The 18666-nt window shown below is 72.2% G+C and carries 17 protein-coding genes; 8 read left to right on the top strand and 9 right to left on the bottom strand.

Annotated features, from left to right (window positions below):
• Nucleotides 1-430: 430 nt before the first annotated feature.
• On the bottom strand, nucleotides 431-979 hold the full coding sequence (locus tag ACIBTX_RS23465) for a hypothetical protein (RefSeq protein WP_396833020.1): 549 nt from the start codon (nucleotides 977-979) through the stop codon (nucleotides 431-433).
• Complete coding sequence (locus ACIBTX_RS23460; protein WP_396833019.1) at nucleotides 980-1219, bottom strand: winged helix-turn-helix domain-containing protein; 240 nt, start codon at nucleotides 1217-1219, stop codon at nucleotides 980-982. It lies immediately after the preceding gene.
• Between the two features lie 199 nt (nucleotides 1220-1418).
• Here ACIBTX_RS23460 and ACIBTX_RS23455 point away from each other — a divergent pair, with 199 nt between their 5' ends.
• Entirely contained in the window at nucleotides 1419-1712 is a 294-nt protein-coding gene (locus ACIBTX_RS23455) for a DivIVA domain-containing protein (protein ID WP_396833018.1), read from the top strand.
• Nucleotides 1709-1990, top strand: coding sequence for a hypothetical protein (locus ACIBTX_RS23450; protein WP_396833017.1), 282 nt, complete (start codon nucleotides 1709-1711; stop codon nucleotides 1988-1990). Before ACIBTX_RS23455 ends, ACIBTX_RS23450 begins: the two co-directional genes overlap by 4 nt.
• Here ACIBTX_RS23450 and ACIBTX_RS23445 read toward each other — a convergent pair.
• Both ACIBTX_RS23445 and ACIBTX_RS23440 read right to left on the bottom strand, forming a co-directional pair.
• Nucleotides 1975-2907: an HNH endonuclease gene (locus ACIBTX_RS23445; RefSeq protein WP_396833016.1), complete on the bottom strand. Its 933-nt coding sequence runs from the start codon at nucleotides 2905-2907 to the stop codon at nucleotides 1975-1977. The two genes, ACIBTX_RS23450 and ACIBTX_RS23445, sit on opposite strands and share 16 nt — an antisense overlap.
• A gap of 26 nt (nucleotides 2908-2933) precedes the next feature.
• Nucleotides 2934-3578, bottom strand: coding sequence for a hypothetical protein (locus tag ACIBTX_RS23440; protein WP_396833015.1), 645 nt, complete (start codon nucleotides 3576-3578; stop codon nucleotides 2934-2936).
• A gap of 163 nt (nucleotides 3579-3741) precedes the next feature.
• Between ACIBTX_RS23440 and ACIBTX_RS23435 the strand changes: the two genes are divergently transcribed.
• On the top strand, nucleotides 3742-4152 hold the full coding sequence (locus ACIBTX_RS23435) for a hypothetical protein (RefSeq protein WP_396833014.1): 411 nt from the start codon (nucleotides 3742-3744) through the stop codon (nucleotides 4150-4152).
• Between the two features lie 128 nt (nucleotides 4153-4280).
• Here the strand turns inward: ACIBTX_RS23435 and ACIBTX_RS23430 are convergent, their stop codons facing one another.
• Nucleotides 4281-6059, bottom strand: coding sequence for an ABC transporter ATP-binding protein (locus ACIBTX_RS23430; RefSeq protein ID WP_357398454.1), 1779 nt, complete (start codon nucleotides 6057-6059; stop codon nucleotides 4281-4283).
• A gap of 93 nt (nucleotides 6060-6152) precedes the next feature.
• Here ACIBTX_RS23430 and ACIBTX_RS23425 point away from each other — a divergent pair, with 93 nt between their 5' ends.
• Together ACIBTX_RS23425 and ACIBTX_RS23420 are read left to right on the top strand one after the other, a co-directional pair.
• On the top strand, nucleotides 6153-6581 hold the full coding sequence (locus ACIBTX_RS23425) for a MarR family winged helix-turn-helix transcriptional regulator (protein ID WP_396833013.1): 429 nt from the start codon (nucleotides 6153-6155) through the stop codon (nucleotides 6579-6581).
• A gap of 163 nt (nucleotides 6582-6744) precedes the next feature.
• Entirely contained in the window at nucleotides 6745-8529 is a 1785-nt protein-coding gene (locus ACIBTX_RS23420) for an N-acetylglutaminylglutamine amidotransferase (protein WP_357398436.1), read from the top strand.
• A gap of 46 nt (nucleotides 8530-8575) precedes the next feature.
• Here the strand turns inward: ACIBTX_RS23420 and ACIBTX_RS23415 are convergent, their stop codons facing one another.
• The 3 genes from ACIBTX_RS23415 to ACIBTX_RS23405 all read right to left on the bottom strand — a co-directional run bounded on the left by ACIBTX_RS23415 (nucleotide 8576) and on the right by ACIBTX_RS23405 (nucleotide 11365).
• Entirely contained in the window at nucleotides 8576-9709 is a 1134-nt protein-coding gene (locus tag ACIBTX_RS23415; protein WP_396833012.1) for a glutamate--cysteine ligase, read from the bottom strand.
• A 91-nt stretch (nucleotides 9710-9800) separates the two neighbouring features.
• Nucleotides 9801-11009 carry an RNA polymerase sigma factor gene (locus ACIBTX_RS23410; RefSeq protein WP_396833011.1) on the bottom strand — a complete coding sequence of 403 codons (1209 nt, stop codon included), beginning with the start codon at nucleotides 11007-11009 and terminating at the stop codon, nucleotides 9801-9803.
• A gap of 2 nt (nucleotides 11010-11011) precedes the next feature.
• Nucleotides 11012-11365 (bottom strand): YciI family protein, encoded by a 354-nt coding sequence (locus tag ACIBTX_RS23405; RefSeq protein ID WP_357118117.1) that lies wholly within the window; start codon nucleotides 11363-11365, stop codon nucleotides 11012-11014.
• Between the two features lie 266 nt (nucleotides 11366-11631).
• Here ACIBTX_RS23405 and fxsA point away from each other — a divergent pair, with 266 nt between their 5' ends.
• From fxsA to ACIBTX_RS23390, 3 genes are read left to right on the top strand one after another with little or no spacing between them, the layout of a single operon-like run.
• Nucleotides 11632-11823: an FxSxx-COOH cyclophane-containing RiPP peptide gene (gene fxsA, locus ACIBTX_RS23400; protein ID WP_396833010.1), complete on the top strand. Its 192-nt coding sequence runs from the start codon at nucleotides 11632-11634 to the stop codon at nucleotides 11821-11823.
• A 2-nt stretch (nucleotides 11824-11825) separates the two neighbouring features.
• A complete protein-coding gene (locus ACIBTX_RS23395) occupies nucleotides 11826-13037 on the top strand; it encodes an FxsB family cyclophane-forming radical SAM/SPASM peptide maturase (RefSeq protein ID WP_357118111.1) in 1212 nt (403 codons plus the stop codon).
• Nucleotides 13034-14731 carry an aKG-HExxH-type peptide beta-hydroxylase gene (locus ACIBTX_RS23390; RefSeq protein WP_396833009.1) on the top strand — a complete coding sequence of 566 codons (1698 nt, stop codon included), beginning with the start codon at nucleotides 13034-13036 and terminating at the stop codon, nucleotides 14729-14731. Before ACIBTX_RS23395 ends, ACIBTX_RS23390 begins: the two co-directional genes overlap by 4 nt.
• A 23-nt stretch (nucleotides 14732-14754) precedes the next feature.
• Here ACIBTX_RS23390 and fxsT read toward each other — a convergent pair whose 3' ends face one another.
• A complete protein-coding gene (gene fxsT, locus ACIBTX_RS23385; protein ID WP_396833008.1) occupies nucleotides 14755-18666 on the bottom strand; it encodes an FxSxx-COOH system tetratricopeptide repeat protein in 3912 nt (1303 codons plus the stop codon).

The raw sequence follows: 18666 nt of genomic DNA, 5'->3' as shown, positions 1-18666 counted from the left end.
CCGGCTCGCCGGATGGCTGGCGGCGCAGGCCCCACACGTCGAGCGCGGTCAGCCGGCAGAGCGCACCCCGACCGTCGGCGTACGCGAGAGCCGCCCGCCGCGCCACTTCGGGTTCGACGCGGGCCAGGAGCGGTTCCGCGGTGCTCGTCCGGGAGAGCAGGGTGGCGTCCAGGTAGACCCCGGGCAGCGCCCGGACCAGCCGACCAGCCCGGCACGCGGCCTGAACCGTCCACTCGGGTGCCGCCCGCACCATCTCCCGCCAGGTGCACACCCCACCACCGGAAGCCACGAGCGCGCACAGTCGCGAGTCCATGGGCCGAACCTGCCGTACCGCGCCCCGGCACACCGGCCGCGCGGGTGCCCCTGTGGACAGCGCGCACTCCTGTGGACGACGTCCCAGACCGCGCCTCGATGTGGTAGGCGGGACCTGTCAAACGCGCTCGTCACCTGGCGAGTGCACGGGGAGACCGGCACGCCGGAAACCCAGCGCCCTTCGGGAATCACGGTCCGCCTTGTACGCGGCGCCGAGCACGACGTTGATCGCGACCCGGTTGGCAATGTCGTCAAAGTCATCGATACGGAAGGCCCGGAACAGCTGAATGCCGTCGGTGGGCCCGTTCCGGATCTCGATCCGCCCATCCACGTCGAAGTAACTGGACGCGGTGACGGACTCCTTGTCGAAGACGCCGTTCGGGCCGGCCACCACCGGCTTGTCCACGACATCGGTCAGCTCGTGCGGGGCCGCGATGAACTGCTCCAGCCGGGCCGAAGCTCGCCGCGCCCCCGCAGCATCATCCGGCTCGAACACCCACACCCAGATCTCACGTGGATGCGCGTTCCAGCAGATGAGTTCGGGCCCGGAGAAGTTTCCGTCAACGTCGCACGTCACGAGTGCGTCCGGAAAACGCTGCCGCAGGTCTGCCACACGGGTGGCGAGACCGCCCGCGTAGGCGGCGTGTTCCGAGATGTCCCACGGCACCTACGGCTCCCGCATCCAGGTCTTCGGGTCGGTCACGAAGACGCCCTTGCCCTGGTGCCGCCGGATGACCCGCAGCGCCTCCAACCGGGCGTAGGCCATCTGCACGGTCCCATGACTGACGTCGTAGCGGGAACGCAGTTCGGCGATCGAGGGCAACTTGTCCCCCGGCTTGAGCTTCTTCGACCTGACGTCGGCGATCACATCGTCGGCGATGCGCCAGTAATCCGGCACTTCTCGCATGGCACTCCTCGCGTGGCAATCCGATTTGATCACACCGCGACGCGCCTAACAAGCAGCGTTGACTCATCTAGCATGTCTAGATATGTTGATCCCGAGCCGGTCCTCGCGTGGCAACGAGTGCGGCTCATCCCCTCGGTCGGGGCGGGTGCGTGCACCCGCCCCGACCCCGCAATCCCGCCTGCTGGCAGAGAGGATCGCCGTGGCTCAGGTGTATCGAGGAAGCCAACCCCTGCCGGCCGGCTACCCCGCCCGGCTGACGCCGTACGAGGTGCGGACCCGCGAGTTCGCCGCCCGCCGGCCCGGCGTCGACCCCGATGAGGTACGCGAGTTCCAGGCCCGCGTGGCCGACGAGCTGAGCACGCTGAACGAGACGGTACGGCTGCTCAGTCAGGAGAACACCCGGCTCGGGCGCGCGCTGCGGGACTGGCAGAGCATGCACGCGCAGGAGTGCCGGCCGCCGCACGAGCAGCACCCCGACGTCCGCGACTGGTGACCACGCGCCCCTCCCCCGGAGACCTGATCGTCATCGACGGGCGAGCCTCGGTGCAGTTCGCCGGGGATCGCGCCCTGACCTTCCGCGTCGTCTCAGTCTGCACCCTGCCGGCCTACCAGGGCTGGGCCTGGTTGATCGGCTACCTCATCGACCGCCGAGGCGTCGCGACCGCCAAACGGGAGATCTTCGTTCAACTCATCGGCCTGACAGCGGCCGAGTCATCGCATGAGACCGGAGCGCGCTCAGCGCAGGCAAGACCGGATCAAGCCGCCTTGTAGACGGTGTCGAGATGCCATTCGAGGAAGTCAGCGCGTGGCCGATCGCTGCGTCGTTCCGGCAACGCGATCTGTTCACCAGCCTTCGCATAGAACTGGTCGCCGTTGCCGAACTCGCTGCGAAGCCGGGGACTGACCAGTAGGCGATGCTTTGGATCGACACCGAGGTAGCCACGGTCGAAGAGGATGTGCACGTCGGACTTGAGCAATAGGCCATTGTCCAGCCGATGCTCGCCGCCGAGCGGGAGCGGACGGATGTGCGCAGCCTGCAACACGGGCTGGACTCTGTTGCCGGTGATCGCACAACGCCGGCCGTAGGCCCCCAGGACCACCGCCTTGAACGACTGTTGCCCGAGCCGTTGGGGCACCAGCCGCGGATCGCCGTAGACGGGACCGGGGCGGTGCCACGGACCACTCAGGTCGACCGCCGCCGTCGTCCCGATCAGACGATGGATCAGCAGATCGAAGTACGCCGCAGCATCAGCGTCGGCCAGGTTGTAGGTCTTGCCCTGCACGACGTTCGGCGCGAATCGTGGCGGTGGATCAACGGTCGACTCGTCGGGGAAGAAGGTCACGTCGCGGACAAAGATACAGCCGATGATCGGGTCCTCCCCGGCACCGATCGCCTGCTTGCGGTAACGCCCGACACTGCGGCGCATCTCGTCGATACTCGAGGCGCCGTTGGCTTCGCCGAAAAGGTCCCAGGCCTCGGAGATCCGCAGCTGGGTGAAGCCGCTGAAGAAGCCGCCGCCCACCACCCGGTTCAGCGGAGAGTGCGCCTTGAACAAGAAGGGCTCACCGGGCGTGAGAGCGCGGAAGGTGCCACCGGAGGGCCGCCAGAAGTTGACCTCGTTCAGCGCGGGCCGCTCGGCCAGATAGCGGTACCACCTCTCGTCGGTCACACCCACGAACGCCTTCACATCGAACAGCGTGCGTCAAAGTGGATCTAAAGACCACCATCTGAACGGTCACCAGCGGGCGCGTCGCGACGGCCACTGTCCTCAGGAACATCGTGCACGGGCACTGAGAGCGCGGCAGCCGTACCCGCTGGCCGGCCGAGCAGCGCCTGCCGCAGCGCCGCCGACTGCTCTACCGACCCACCGCGGACACCGAGGCTCCGTCGAGCCGCCCGGTAGTAGGCATCGCGGGCCTCGTTGACCCGGGCCAGCATCTCGGAGATGTCAGACGATGGATCGACGATGGATCGGGCGAGCCGTTCCACCTGCCAGACCGCATCGCGCCAGTTGGCGGCGGCGGCGACCGTCGGCTCGTCGCCGAGCAGCAACAGGTTCTCCCAGACGATGGTCCTTCGCGCGTCGGACTCGGCCAGCCGGGCCAGACCGCCCTCCCGGTCGATCGGGTGGCTATGCGACTCCGGCCGCAGGTCAGCCGTCATCCGCAGCGCCACCGCGTAACTCTCCTTGAGGGCGTGCGCGTAGTCGACGTACGCATCGAGCCGCCGCTCGTCCCAGCGGGTGCTTTGGCTGCGCCGCCACCGTGCGCGATCGGTCAGGGTAGTGGCGAGGATCGTGCCCAGGGTGCCGACCAGCACACCGAGAAGTGCCGGAAGCTGCGTCACGAATGTACCCACGACGCCGAGGTTGTCAGCACCGGGCAACCCGCGCCAGCCCCGACCCGATGGTCCAGATCAGGCACGGTCCGACTCCGAGCGCCGCCGACGCGTCCGGGACTGATGATCTAGGCTGACGCCCGTCGAGATGTGGGGCAGGAACTGAGTGGCAGGGTGTGGAGCAGTGGGCGTCTCAGTAGCTCGCTTTCACGTGGATTCCGGCCCGAGTCCCCTGTTCGCCCGTGTCCGTCAGGTGCTCACCGGAGTTCGACCGCTTCGGCTGCACGGGGCGCATCTGCGTGAGCGGGTCGATGGGCACGACGCTCCCCTAGCTGATCTGGAGAAGTTCGATCCGGAGGCATGGGAGCTCATTCTCGTGGAAGCACGGACAGACACCGGGAAGTTCGTGTCGACAACCTGGCGACGCCGCTATCCCGACGGGACCTGGTGGGTCGTGGTCGGATTTGGCGACACGGTCCGAACGCTCTACCGCGCCTCACCCACGAAGCAAGGACGAGGCGAGGGCATCGTGACGCATGGCCCTCTCTGGGAACTCGCCGATCGCGTGAACGCGCAGCTGATCCTCGACAGTTGATATTGGCCAGTCCTGCACCCCCGCGTCAGCTCCGGCGAGTCGCCAGGATGGTGACGGTTTCCCGGCGTACGGCGACGGCCTCGCCCTCCCGGCGACGGTGGGCGAAGGACGGGCCGAGCGCGCGACGTTCAGGCCGCCAGCGCGGCGTAGCGGCCGTTGCGGTCCAACAGGCTGCCGTGGGTGCCGGCCTCGACGATGCGGCCATGGTCGAGGACGGCGATCTGGTCGGCGTCGCGGACGGTGGAGAGGCGGTGGGCGATGGTGATCGTGGTACGGCCCTGGGCGAGCACGTCGAACGCCCTCTGCACAGCGCGTTCGGTCTCGGTGTCCAGGGCGCTGGTGGCCTCGTCGAGGACCAGGATGCGCGGGTCGCGCAGCAGCGTACGGGCGATGGCGAGCCGTTGCTTCTCACCGCCGGAGAACCGGTGCCCACGCGAGCCGACCTCGGTGTCGTACCCGTCGGGGAGCGCGACGATGAGGTCGTGGATCTGGGCGGCGCGGGCGGCGGCCTCGATCTCGGCGTCGGTGGCGTCCGGCCGGGCGTAGCGCAGGTTCTCCCGGACGGTGGTGTGCAGCAGGTACGTCTCCTGGCTGACCACGCCGACGATCGCGGCCAGGTCGGCCAGGCGCAGGTCGCGCAGGTCGACGCCGTCGATGGTGACGCGGCCGGCGGTCGGGTCGTGCAGGCGGCTGACCAGGCCCGCGAGGGTGCTCTTGCCGGATCCGGTCTCGCCGACGAGGGCGAGGCTGGTGCCGGCGGGCACGTCGAGGGTGATGCCGGCGAGGGCGGCGGTGTCGCTGCCCGGGTAGCCGAAGGTGACGTCCTCCAGGCGCAGGTGACCCTGGACCCGGGCCGGGTCGAGGCGGACCGGTTCGGCGGGGTCGTCCACGTCGACCGGCAGGTCGAGGTATTCGAAGATGCGGGCGAACAGGGCCAGCGACGCGGTCAGCGACACGCCCACGTTGAGCAGGCCCATCAGCGGCCGGAACAGGCCGCCCTGCAGGGCGGTGAAGGCGACCAGGGTGCCGATGCTCAGTGTCCCGGCGGCGCCGGGCAGGCCAGCGGCGAGGTAGATGACGGCCGGTACGGCGGCGAAGATGATGCTCATCGAGGCCATCCGCCAGCGTCCGGCCAGCTCGCTGCGCAGCTCCAGGTCGACGAGCCGCTCCGAGGAGGCGGTGAACCGGTCGACCAGCGCGGGGCCGGTGCCGAGGGTCTTGGCGAGCTGCACCCCGCTGATGGACAGCCCCTCCTCCACCGTGACGTTGAGGTCGGCGAGTTCGCGTTGGCGCTGGGCGGTGATCTCGCGGCGCATCCGGGCGACCCGACGGGTCAGCCAGATGGCCGGTGGCAGCACCACGAGCGAGACCAGGGAGAGCTGCCAGGAGAGCGCGACCATCGCGACGGCGGTGGCGACCACGGTGGTGAGGTTGGCCGCGACGGCGGTGGCGGTGGACGTGACCACCGACTGCATGCCGCCGATGTCGTTGGTGATGCGCGACTGCACCTCGCCGGTGCGGGTGCGGGTGAAGAAGCCCAGCGACTGCCGCTGGAGGTGACGGAACACGTCGGTGCGCAGCCGGTGCATGACCCGCTGCCCGACCTGGGTGGAGATCCAGGTCTGGACGACGCCGAGCGCGGCGGTCACGGCGGCGACGGCGACCATGCCGAGGACCAGCCAGACCAGCAGGGTCACGTCACCCTGCGGGAGGGCCCGGTCGATCACGGTACGGAGCAGGAACGGGCTCGCCATCGCGACGATCGAGGAGAGCACGATGATCGCGGTGACGACGGCCAGCGCGGGTCGGTGGGGGGTGAAGAGGCGGCCGATGCGGCGCAGGGACACCTGGCGTGCCTGCTCCTTCTCCTCGGCGCTGACGGTGCGGTGGCCGCGGTCGCGGCCCATCGGGGTGGGTTCCAAGGGGAACTCCTTCCGGAAGGATATGCTGAGGTTACCTCAACATGAGGGAACAACAGCATCGGCTGCTACCGTATTCCGGTGACCGAGGACACCGCCGACAGCGGCGACGAGAGCCTGGCCGAGACGTTCTGGGCGGTCGCGTCCCGCCTGCGTCGGCAGACCCGCGAGTCACTGGCCCCGTGGGACGTCACCCCCAGCCAGGCCCGGGCGCTGGGCGTGCTCGGCCGGCACGGCGAGGTACGCCCCGGCACCCTCGCCGAGCACCTGCGCATCGCGCCCCGCTCGGCCACCGAGGTCGTCGACGACCTCCAGGCCCGGGGGCTCGTCGAGCGGCGACCCGACCCGGCCGACCGGCGGGCCACCCTGGTCGCGCCGACCGCCGAGGGCACCCGGGTCAGCGCCGCCATCCGGGCCGCCCGCCGCGCCGAGGCGGACCGCTTCTTCGGCCACCTCCCCGACACCGACCGGGCCGAGCTGGCCCGCATCCTGCGCACCCTGCGCACCTGATGTAAGGAAGGGCACCTTATTAACGCCTGGTGTATAAGAAGGGGCCCTTCCTTACATCAGGGCTCTGGTTTACCTGGCTTGTGTGCGGGTAGCCAGCCGCCCCGTTCGTCGCTGCGGCGGGACCGGCCGCCACCGCGCCGGGAAGCGCGACAGGAGACGCCCGATGTGCGGGATCAGCGGAGAGGCACGCTTCGACGGCCGACCGCCCGACGCGGCGGCGGTCACCCGGATGACCGAGGCGATGCGCTCCCGCGGACCGGACGCCGAGGGCCTGCTGACCGACGACTGGGTGACCCTCGGGCACCGCCGGTTGACCATCATCGACCTGTCCGACGCCGGCGCCCAGCCGATGGCGCGCGACGATCTGGGCCTGGCGCTGGTCTTCAACGGCTGCGTCTACAACTACCCGGAGCTGCGCGAGGAGCTACAGAACGCCGGGTACGCCTTCAGATCCACCAGCGACACCGAGGTGATCCTGGTGGCGTACGCGCACTGGGGCGAACGTTTCGTCGACCACCTGGTCGGCATGTTCGCGATCGGCCTGGTCGACCGGGTCCGGCGACGCCTCGTCCTGGCCCGCGACCGGCTCGGCATCAAACCGCTCTACCTCGCCGAGAGTCCCGGACGGCTCCGGTTCGCCTCCACCCTGCCCGCGCTACTGCGCGCCGGGGACGTCGACACCGGCATCGATCCGGTGGCGCTGCACCACTACCTGTCCTGGCACTCCATCGTGCCCGCGCCGCGGACCGTGCTGCGCGGCGTCCGCAAGCTGCCACCGGCCACCCTGCGGATCGTCGAGGCCGACGGGCGCAGCCGGGAGCAGGTGTACTGGCAACCCGACTACGTGCGGGAACCCGCCGACGCGCGGATGGACGCCGCCGACTGGCGGGCCGCCGTCGGGGACGCGCTGCGCACGGCGGTACGCCGCCGGCTCGTGGCCGACGTCCCGGTCGGTGTGCTGCTCTCCGGCGGTCTGGACTCCAGCCTCATCGTGGCGCTGCTCGCCGAGGCCGGTCAGGCGCACCTGCGCACGTTCAGCATCGGCTTCGACAGTCGGGGCGACGAGTCCGGCGACGAGTTCCACTACTCCGACCTGGTGGCCCGCGCGTACGACACCGACCACCAGCGGATCCGGCTCGCCGACGACGACCTGGCGCCCGCCGTCCGCAACGCCGTGCGGGCCATGACCGAGCCGATGGGCAGCCACGACGTGGTCGCCTTCCACCTGCTGTCGGAACAGGTGGCGAAGCACGTGAAGGTGGCCCAGTCCGGGCAGGGCGCGGACGAGGTGTTCGCCGGCTACGGCTACCACCAGCCGCTGGTCGACGCACCTCGGCACGGTGCCGCCGAGACGTTCGCGGCGGCGTTCTTCGACCGGGACCACGATGGGCTGCGTGCCGTCGTCGGCCCGGCGTACGCGCTGGACCACGACGCCAGCCGGGACCTGCTCGCCGGGCATCTCGACGCGCCCGGGGCGCAGACCGCGCTGGACGCGGTGCTGCGCCTGGACACCCACCTGATGCTGCCCGACGACCCGGTCAAGCGGGTGGACAGCATGAGCATGGCGTGGGGGTTGGAGGTGCGCACGCCGTTCCTCGACCAGGACCTGGTGGCCCTCGCCGCGCACTGCCCGCCGGAGCACAAGGTGGCGCAGGGCGGCAAAGGCGTGCTCAAGGAGGTGGCCCGGGAGGTGCTGCCGGCCGAGGTGATCGACCGGCCGAAGGGTTACTTTCCGGTGCCGGCGCTGCGCAACGTGGACGGACCGGTGCGCGAACTGGTCGCGGAGGCGTTGCAGGCCCCGGCGGCCCGCGAGCGAGGCCTCTTCCGCCCCGAGTACGTCTCGCGTCTGCTCGCCGAGCCGGACCGGGCCGAGGCGGCCGCCGGCAGCAACAAGCTGTGGCAGCTCGGCCTGCTGGAGCTGTGGCTACAGACCCACGGCATCACCTGAGCCACCGCCGACTCCTGCGGCGCGGAAACGGGAGCGGCCCGGCCCGTCAGGCGGCGGCGGTCTGGGCGGCGAGGTCGTCGATGACGGCACGCAGGTCGCCAGTGTCGTCGAGCACCCGGCGCTGTCGGGTCGCGCCGGTGCCGTCGCGGCGCAGCCGGGCCAGTTGGGCCAGGACGTAGCCGAGGTCGCCGTGCCGCAGCAGCGCCGGGGCGATCGTCGCCATCAGGTCGTCGACCAGGTCCCAGGCCGGGCGGGCGCCGCCGGCCCGCAGATCGATCAGCTCGCCGTCGAGGCCGTCGTGGGCGGCCCGCCAGTGCGCCGCGGCGACGAGGCAGTCGCGCACTCCCGGGGCGGGCACACCGGCGCGTACGTCGTCGGCGAGCGTCGCGACCAGGCTGCGGACCAGGGCGGCGACCAGCACCGCGTCGTCCACCGTCGGACAGACGTCGCCGACGCGCACCTCGACGGTCGGGTACGCCGACGACGGCCGGGCGTACCAGTACACCATCGCGGCGTCCAGCATGACGCCGGCGGCGATCAGCTCGTCGACCGTGCGGTCGTAGTCGGTGACCGACTCGAAGTACGGGGTGGGGCCGATGCTGGGCCAGCGTTCCAACTGCATCGACCGCCAACTGGCGTGGCCGGTGTCGTACCCGTCGTGCAGCGGCGAGTTGGTGGTGAGGGCCTGCACCACCGGCAGCCACACCCGCAGGTGGTTGCAGACCTGCACGGCCAGTTCCCGGTCCGGCAGCCCGACGTGCACGTGACACCCGCAGACGGCCGGATCGTGTGCCACCGGCCCGTACCGGCGCGACATGGCGTGGTAGCGCGGCTCGTCGGGCACCGTCCGGTGCGGCTCGGCCACCGGTGTCGCGCCGACGGCGACGAGCCGGGCCCCGGCTTGGGCGGCGGCCTCGACGGCCGATCGCCGCAGCGCCACCAGGTGGGTACGGAGTTCGTCGAGGTCGGCGCAGACCGGGGTGACCATCTCGACCATGCTGTGCCGGAACTCCTGGCGGCTCTGGTCGCGGGCCGGGCCGCGCAGGGCGGCCCGCACCTCGTCGGCGACCGCCAGGTTGCCGCCGCTGGCCGGGTCGAGCAGCAGGAACTCCTCCTCGACGCCGAGGGTGAGGGTGCCGAGGTCGGCAACGGCGTCGACGGTCGCCGGTCGGTACGCCATCTCCGCCTCCATCCACTGCTGCGGCCACGGGCGGGCAGCCGGGCCGGCGGGCGGCTCGGTTTCCCGGCGCGGGCGGTCGGCAAACGCGCGGTCAGCCCGCAGCCAGCGCCGCCGCCCGCGCGGTGAGGAAGGCCCGTTCGGCCGCGTTGTCCGTCAACGCCACGGCCGTCCGGTACGCCTCGACAGCCTCGGCGTCGCGGCCGAGCCGGGCCAGCAGGTCGGCGCGGACCACGTGCCGCACGTGGTATCCGGGCAGGTCGAGCCGGTCCACCTCGTTCAGCGCCACGGCCGCGCCGGCGACCTCGGCGAGCGCGACGGCCCGGTTCAGCGCCACCACCGGGCCCGGGGCGACGACCGTGAGCTGGTCGTACAGCGTGAGGACCTGTCCCCAGTCGGTGTCGGCGGCGCGGGGCGCGACGCTGTGCACGGCGGCGATCGCGGCCTGGATCTGGTACGGCCCCGGCCGGCCGCGGCGCAGGCAGCGGCGCACCAGCGCCTGCCCCTCGGCGACGAACGCGGCGTCCCACCGGCTCCGGTCCTGCTCGGGCAGCGGCACGAGGTCACCGCCGGCGGTGGTGCGGGCGACTCGGCGGGATTCGGTGAGCAGCATCAGCGCGAGCAATCCCAGCGCCTCCGGCTCGTCCGGCATCAGCTCGACGAGCAGCCGGGCCAGCCGGATCGCCTCGGCGCACAGGTCGGCGCGGACCAGGTGCGGGCCGGTGCTGGCCGTGTAACCCTCGTTGAAGATCAGGTACAGCACCGCGAGGACGCCGTGCAGCCGGTCGGGCAGGTCGGCGTCGCTCGGCACCCGGTACGGGATGCGCGCGTGGCGGATCTTCGACTTGGCGCGGACCAACCGCTGCGCCATGGTCGCCTCCGGCACCAGGAACGCGCGGGCGATCTCGGCGGTCCGCAGGCCACCGAGCAGACGCAGGGTGAGCGCGACCCGGGTGGCCGGCGCGAGCGCCGGATGACAGCAGGTGAAGATCAGACGGAGCTGGTCGTCGCGCACGGGCCCCTCCTCGGCGGGTGGGTCGGGGGCGTACAGCAGGGCCGCCTGGGCATGCCGCTCGGCGCGGGTCGCCTCCCGACGCAACCGGTCGATGGCCTGGTTACGGGCGGTGGTGATGACCCAACCGGCCGGGCTGGCTGGTGGGCCGCTGGTCGGCCACCGCCGCAGCGCGATCGTGAAGGCGTCCTGCACGGCCTCCTCGGCGAGGTCGATGTCGCCGAGGAGGCGCACCAGGACGGCGACCGCGCGGCCGTACTCGGCGCGGAACACCGCCTCCACGTCGGGCACGGTCACCCTCCGGCGGCGGACCGGAAGGGGCGGACCTCGATCGGCAAGGTGGTGGCCAGCGCGTAACGGCGGCCCCAGCGCAGAGCCGCGTCCAGGTCCGGAACGTCGATGATGGTGACCCCGCCCAGGTGCTCCTTGCCCTCCACGAACGGTCCGTCGGTGACCAGAACGTCGCCGTCGCGGGGACGCAGCACGGTGGCGGTCTCCGGCCCGTGCAGGCCCTGACCGAACACCCACGACCCGTCCGCGACGAGCTCGTCCCGCAGCTCACCGACCTCGCGCATGACCTGGGCCAGGAACTCCGGCTCCGGTGTCCCGCCGTTGGGCTGGTGCATGCTGAGCAGATAGAGCGCCATCGTTCCTCCTCGCGAGCGGTGGGTCGACGTGACGTCGACCCCTCATCTTCCACACGAACGGCGACCGCCCACATCGACAGGCCGATCGGATCGGTATCGGCCCGCCGACGCCGACGGGCCGTGGCGGTACGCCAGGTAACGGCACGGTGGCCAGCGCGTACGGGGTACGGTGTCGCGCCCTCGCGGGTCGGCTGCGATGGTGTAGAAAGGCGGAGTGAGCGCAGCGGTGACTCAGGTGCCGGTCTTCGAGCGAAGGACGGTCCACCGTGGCTGACCACGACCAGCCGCCCATCCCGCACGCTGTCGGCACCGCGCTGGTGCAGCTCGGCGACGTACCCCTGGCGGACCTGTTGGCCGGTGCCGGTGACGGCGTCCTGGCGCACGTGCTGGGCGCGCTGGCCGCCGAGGGCGAGCCGGCTCGGCCCGGCGACGTGTCGGCCTTCGAGTCGAGCTTCTGACCGTGCCGGCCGACGCCCCGCCGTCGGCCACCCGAGACCGCCCTGCCGTGGCCACGCCGCACATCCGGCAGGTGGTGCTGAAGGTCCACTCGCGGTGCAACCTGGCCTGCGACTACTGCTACGTCTACCGCCACGCCGACCAGGACTGGCGGTCCCGGCCCCGGATCATGGCCCCCGGGACCGTGAGCCGGGTCGCCGACCGGCTCGCCGCCCATCTGGCCCGGCACGGCGCCGACCGCGTCCGGGTGGTGCTGCACGGCGGTGAGCCGCTGCTCGCCGGTCTCGCCGTGCTCGACCGGACGGTCCGCACGCTGCGGGCCGCGCTGCCCACCGGGGTCACGCTCGATGTCGCGATGCAGACCAACGGGCTGCTGCTCGACGAGGCGGCGCTCGACCTGTGCCACACGCACGGCATCGACGTCGGCGTGAGCGTGGACGGTGACCGTACGGCCAACGACCGTCACCGCCGTCACGCCGATGGGCGCGGCAGCTACGCCGAGGTGGCCAGGGCGCTGCGCCTGCTGGCCCGACCCGAACACCGCGCCCGCTACGCCGGTCTGCTGTGCACCGTGGACCTGGCCAACGATCCGGTCACCGTCTACGAGGGCCTGCGGGAGTTCGACCCGCCCCGGCTGGACCTGCTGCTCCCGCACGGCAACTGGAGCGCTCCCCCACCCGGGCGTCACCCCGACGACCCCGCCACCCCGTACGCGGACTGGCTGATCGCCGTCTTTGACCGCTGGTACGCCGAGCGGCCCCGGCGGACCGGCATCCGACTCTTCGAGTCGCTGATCGCGCTGCTGCTGGGCGGTCGCAGCGGCACGCAGGCGCTGGGCGTCACCGATCCGGATGTCATGACGATCGAGACCGACGGCACCATCGAGGGCACCGACACGCTCAAGACCACCAGCGCCGCGGCGATGCGGACCGGCTTCGACGTCTTCCGGCACAGCTTCGACGACGCGCTGCGGCACCCGTCGCTGGCGGGGCGTCCCACCGGGATCGCGGCGCTCGCCCCGGCCTGCCGGGCCTGCCCGGTCGTCGGCGTCTGCGGCGGCGGCCTGTACGCGCACCGGTTCCGCGACGGCGACGGCTTCACCCACCCCTCGGTCTACTGTGCCGACCTGTTCCGGCTGATCCGGCACGTGCAGGAGAGGGTGACCGCCGACCTGGCGGCGCTGCGCGATCGGAGCGTGCCGGCGGTACGCCCGTGACGGGCCCGTTGACGGCGAGACAACTCGCCGGGCTGGCCGCCGGCCACGGTGACGCCGACACCATCGCCGTGTTGCGCGGCGGGCAGCTCGGTCGCCGCCGGCTGCTGACCGTGGCCGCGGCCCGCGCCTGCCGCGACCAGCCGCTGGTGCGGCAGAGTCTGGAGCTGCTCACCCGGGCCGAGCACGCCGAACCGGCGACGGTCGCCGCGGTGCTGGCCCATCCACCGGTGACCGGTTGGGCCCGCGCCGCGCTCGACGGCGCGGCGGGCCCCACCTATCTGGCGACGCTCGCCACGGCGGCGGCGGTCCGCGCCGGCCTGACGTTCACGCTGACGCTGCCCCGCCCGGCCGACGGTGTGCTGCCGCTGCCGACCGTCGGGGCGGCGACGGGCCTGCACGCCGATGGCGCGATCCGACTGCGCGGCGCGACCGGCACGCTGCGGATCGACGGCGGCGCGGACGACGGCGGAGTGTGCGTCGACGCCCGCGCCGGTCGGCTGCTGGACGCGGGCGACGGCGGGATCGAGTGGCAGCCGGCACGCCGGACCGTGCCGTTAGACGCGGCCGGGGTGCTCGTCGACGACCAGGACCCGTGGCGCGACTGCTACCACCGGCCGTCCGCGCCACGGCTGGACGACGCGGGGGCGGCCCGGCTGGACCGTCTCGCCGCCGGGGCCGGGCAGTGGCTGCGCGAGCACCTTCCGGCGCACGTCGACGCGCTGGCCGGGCTGCTGCGCTCGCTCGTGCCGCTGCGTCCGCCGCCCTCGGGCAACCCGGTGAGCGCCACCAGCAGGGACGCGCTGGGGGCCATCGCGCTCTCCGTGCCGGCCGACGCGCAGACCCTCGCGTTGCTGCTCGTGCACGAGGCGCAGCACACGAAACTCGGCGCGCTCCTCGACCTCGTCCCGCTGCACAGCGAGGGTGGGCCGGCGCGCTACCGGGCGCCGTGGCGGCTGGACCCGCGCCCGGTCGGCGCGCTGCTCCAGGGCGCGTACGCCCACCTCGGGGTGGCCGAGGTGTGGCGGCAGCGCCGGCACGAGGGCAGCGCCGCCGCGTTCGAGTACGCGTACTGGCGGGAGCAGACCGTCCGCGCGGTCCGGCAGCTCGCCGGGGCGACCGAGCTGACCGCGGTCGGCCGGTCGTTCGTGACCGACATGGCCCGCACGTTGCACGGCTGGCGTGACCCGCTCGACGGCCCGGTCGAGGCCGCCGCGCGGGACGTCGCGGACGCCGGCGCGGTGCGCTGGGGCCTGGCCAACCTGCGGCCCGACCCGGACGGGGTGGCCCGCTTGGCGCGCGCGTGGCGACACGGCGTGCCACCGGCTCTCGACGGCTCACCGTCGACGGTCGTCCCGGCCCCGGCCCGGCCCGCTCTCACCGTGGCCAGTGGCCCCGAGGCCGCCGTCCGCCACCGGCTCCTGGGCGGCGGCGGGCCGCACCGGTCGAGCCCGAGCGACCAGGCGTACGCGGCGGGCAACTGCGAGGACGCGTTGGCCGGGTACCGGCGACGGCTCGCGGCCGACTCCGGCGATGTCGACGCCTGGGTGGGACTCGCCCTGGCCGCCCACCGCACCGGGCAACCGGCGGCGGCACGGATGCTGACCCGCCGGCCCGAGGTGGTGCGGGCGCTCAGCCAGAGCCTCGTGGACGCCGACCCGCTCGCCCTCGCCGCGTGGCTGGCGGCGGCCACCTGACCGACCGCGCCTTGAAACAGGACCTAGAGCAGCGCCGGTTCGATGTAGGCGTTGGAGCGTTCCCGCTGGCGGGCCTGCACCACCCGGGGATTGTCGCCGCCGAAGAGCTGCACGAGTTGCCCGAACGCCTCGTCGTAGAGCGCCCGGCCGGCGTCCGCCTCGCTCTCAGTGCCCTGGCGGCTCAACGCGAGGTTGACCGACGCCGAGAGGGTGTCCGGGTGCTCGGCGCCGAACGCCCGGGTCAGCTCCACGTACGCGGTGGTGTCCAGCAGCAACGCGCTCTCCCGGTCACCGAGGGCGAACAGGTCGTTGGCCAGGTTGAGGGTGGCCAGCAGGGTGTGCGGGTGCCGCTCGCCGAGGTTGGCCAGCAACTGGTCGCGGACCCGCTGGGACAGCTCCCGGGCCTGGGCGTGGTCGCCCTGCTTGCGCAGCAGCACGCCGAGGTTGTTGAGGCAGGCCAGGCTGATGGCGTGCGAGTCGCCGAGCACAGCGTTGTAGCTGATGCTCAGGCGGCGTGCCAACCGTAGGGCGGTCTGGTTGTCACCCACCGCCGACCAGGTCGTGGCGAGGGCCATCTCGGCCGAGAGGGTGTCGGCGTGCTCGGCGCCGAGGGTGCGCTGGTAGCGGACCACCGTCCGCTCGATCAGCCGGTGCGCGTCGGTGAAGCGGCCGAGCTGACGCAGCGTGAGCGCCAACTCCTTGGCAGTCCGCAGGGTCTCCGGATGGTCCGGTCCGTTCACCTTCTGCTGGCTGGTGTACGCGCGTTGCAGGACGCTGTGCGACCGCCACAGCTCGCCGGTGTCGCGCAGGCCGCGCCCGTAGTTGCTGGCCGAGGCCAGGGTGGACGGGTCCTCCTCGCCGAAACGGTCCCGCCGTCGCTCGTGGATGTGCTGGTCGAGCGCGGCCGCGTTACGGAAGTCACCGACCAGCCGCAGCGACACGGCGAGGTTGTTCTCGGCGATCAGCGTACGGCCGCTGTCGTCGCCGAAGCTGCGCACGCTCAACTCCAGCGTGCGCCGGTCCTGCGCCTCGGCCTCGTGGTAGAGCCCCTGGGCGCGCAGGTCCGCGCCGACGCTGCGGGCCGTCATCAGGGTGTAGAGGTGATCCTCGCCGAAGATCCGCCGCTGCCGCTCGTAGACGTCCCGGTCGATCTCGTACGCCCCGTCGAAGTTGCTCTGCGCGCGCAGCACGTTCGCCAGGTGAAAGCGCATGCGCAGCCGGGTGGGGTCGTCCTCGTCGGTGTCGCGCCACCCGGTCAGCGCATCCTCGGCGAGGGTGCGGCTGCTGTCGTAGTCGCCCCGACGGTAGAGGTAGCGCACGATGTCCACGACGAGCTGACGCGCCTCGTCCAGGGTGGACAGGTGCAGGCCGCTGGGGCGTACGTGCGGCCACAGCTCGGCGTACTCGGGCCAGTTGACCGGCTTGTCGGGGTCGCGGGGGTTGGCGGCGGCGAGCAGCAGTTGGGCCTGCCGGCGGGCCTCGTCGGGATCGCTGAGCTGGTCCTGGATGACCAACTGGACCAGCCGGTGGATCCGTACCGTGTTGTTCTCGGCGTCGACCTGGGCCAGGCCGTAGCGGCCCAACTCGGCGGTCACCAGGCCCTGCAGGATCGGGTCGGTGAGCGTCGGATCGATCGGCGCCATGAAGCTGGCGAAGCGGTCACCGGTGAGCATGGCGACCGGGATCGGCTCCGGCGCGTAGAACGAGCACAGCTCCAGCAGCCGGGCGGCGGCCGGCTTCTCCTCGCGCAACTGGCCGAGGGTGAACAGCCAGGTGGCGGCGAGCGCCTTGGAGTAGCCGGCGGACTGCCGGCCGTCGAGGATGCGCAGCAGGCCGGGCGTGTCCAGCGAGTTCAGGTACTTCTCGACCTGCATGGCGCTGGCCCGCAGGTACGCGGCGCCCTGCTCGACCGCGAGCGGCAGGTCGCCGAGCTTCTCGGCCACCTGGGTGGCCTCGGCCTCACTGAGTCCGCGAACCCGGTCCCGCAGCAGTTGGACGCTCTCGGCGCGGTCGAAGACGGTCAGCTCGGTCGCGGTGGCGTACTCGCTCCAGCTCTGGTCGCGGGTCGTGAGCAGGACGTGGCCGGGGCCCTGCGGCAGTAGCGCGCGGGTGGCGTGGGTGGGCTTGTCGACGTTGTCCAGGATGATCAGCCAGCGCTGGTCGGGCCCGGCGCGGCGCAGCGCGTCGAGCACCCGTCGGGCCGCCTCGGCGCCACCGCCGGTGCCCAGCCCCATCGCCTGCCCGAGGTCGCCGAGGCCGCCGCGGATGCGGTCCTCGCTGTCCGCCGGGATCCACCAGACCAGGTCGTACCCGCGGCCGAAGCGCAGCGCGTACTCGGCGGCGAGCTGGGTCTTGCCCACACCGCCGAGGCCGTGCACGACCTGGATGGTCGAGTCCGGCGAGGTGGTGAGCCGGTCGCGTAGCGCTTCGAGTTGGGCGGCGCGACCGACGAACGGGGTGCCGTGTTGGCGGACGTTGGAGATCGCCGGGAACGGGCCGGGGAAACGGCCGACCGCGCGACCGCCGGCCATGGCGGTCGTCCCGCCGGCGGCATCCAGTAGGCGGGTTCGCGCGGTGGACGGGTCGACGTCGGTGAGGTCCACCGGGCTGTGGTCGCTGTACGGCATCGTCAGCCGCGACTCGTCGACGCGCAGCGGCACCAGCACGCCCGCGCCGCCGAGCTGGTCCCGGCCGGTGGCGTTCTTCCACACCTCGCCGGCGAGGGGCGTGCTGGCGTAGTGCCGGGTGAGGACGGCCAGCACCCGGCTCGCGCCGCTGACGGCCCGGTCGAACTCGGCCCGCCCGCCGGAGAGCACCGGCACGTCCAGCGCGCGACGATCCACCCGCAGCCCGGCGTCCTCCAACTGGTCGGTGATCCACTCGGCCCAGAGCCGGTCTGCCGAGGCGTAGCTGAGCAGCACGGCCTGCTCGGCGGTGAGCCGGCTGCGCTCGAATTCGGTCAGCGAACGGCGTCGGTCCGCCTCGCCGATCGGGTGCAACTGGGTGACGCGCCCGTCGGTGATCACCGAGGCGAGTTGCTCGTACGCGGCCAGCAGGGTGCCGACCTGCTCGGGCCGGTCACCGAACGCGGCGAGGATCTCCTCGTAGGCGTAGAAGGTGCGGTAGGGCACCTCGATGGTGTTCCAGTAGCGGGCGGCCGCCGCCTCCGAGAGGTGGTCGAGGAACGGGGCGAACTCGGTCCGTACCAGGTCACGCCCGGTCTCCAGCTTGCGCAGCTCGGCGTCCTCGACGCGCATCGGCACCGGCAGCAGCAGCGGCGGGTCGTCCGGGCGCTGGCTGCGGATCGAGCGGGCCACCGCCGCCGCTCCCCGGATGCTCTGGGTGGACATGGTGAAGCAGTTGACCACCAGGTCGGGCAGTTGCACGGTGCAGATGCCGGCCACGTCACTGAGGCCGGTGCGGCTGTCGATCAGCACCACGTCGTACTCGGCGCGCATCTGCGCCCGGACCGCGTCGATGAACGACGCGCCGCCCTGGCGCTCGTAGAAGTTGGCCCAGTCGAAGGAGCTCACCAACCGGGAGTACGCCGAGTCCTGCTGGCCGGCGGCCACGAAGTCGATCACGCCGCCGTGGCTGAAGTCCCAGTTCAGCGAGACCGCACGACGTTGGATCTTGGCGTGGCCGGTGAGAAGTTCCTGGGAGTCCTCGTCCCGGTTGCGCTGCATCGTGGCGATCGAGTAATCCCAGATCATCTCGATGACGCCCGGGGTGGCCCGCAGCTCCTTGTCCCGCAGGAACGGGTGGAAGTAGCGGTGCAGACCCGGAGACTCCAGGTCCCAGTCGACGACCAGCACCTGCAGGCCCTGACTCGCGAGGATCCAGGCCACGTTGGCCAGCGCCATCGTGCGACCGGTGCCACCCTTGTACGAGTAGAAGGTCACGATCTGGCCGCGTGCCGTCTCGTTCAGCGCCAT

This window comes from Micromonospora sp. NPDC049359, assembly GCF_044466585.1.
Taxonomy (GTDB): domain Bacteria; phylum Actinomycetota; class Actinomycetes; order Mycobacteriales; family Micromonosporaceae; genus Micromonospora.
This window is presented reverse-complemented; position numbering and strand designations above follow the sequence as displayed.

What these genes read in the sequence shown, in the direction of transcription:
- ACIBTX_RS23460 (WP_396833019.1), bottom strand. Translation starts at nt 1,219, where the DNA reads ATGCGAGAAGTGCCGGATTACTGGCGCATCGCCGACGATGTGATCGCC.
- ACIBTX_RS23430 (WP_357398454.1), bottom strand. Translation starts at nt 6,059, where the DNA reads ATGGGCCGCGACCGCGGCCACCGCACCGTCAGCGCCGAGGAGAAGGAG.
- ACIBTX_RS23420 (WP_357398436.1), top strand. Translation starts at nt 6,745, where the DNA reads ATGTGCGGGATCAGCGGAGAGGCACGCTTCGACGGCCGACCGCCCGAC.
- ACIBTX_RS23415 (WP_396833012.1), bottom strand. Translation starts at nt 9,709, where the DNA reads ATGGCGTACCGACCGGCGACCGTCGACGCCGTTGCCGACCTCGGCACC.
- ACIBTX_RS23405 (WP_357118117.1), bottom strand. Translation starts at nt 11,365, where the DNA reads ATGGCGCTCTATCTGCTCAGCATGCACCAGCCCAACGGCGGGACACCG.
- fxsT (WP_396833008.1), bottom strand. Translation starts at nt 18,666, where the DNA reads ATGGCGCTGAACGAGACGGCACGCGGCCAGATCGTGACCTTCTACTCG.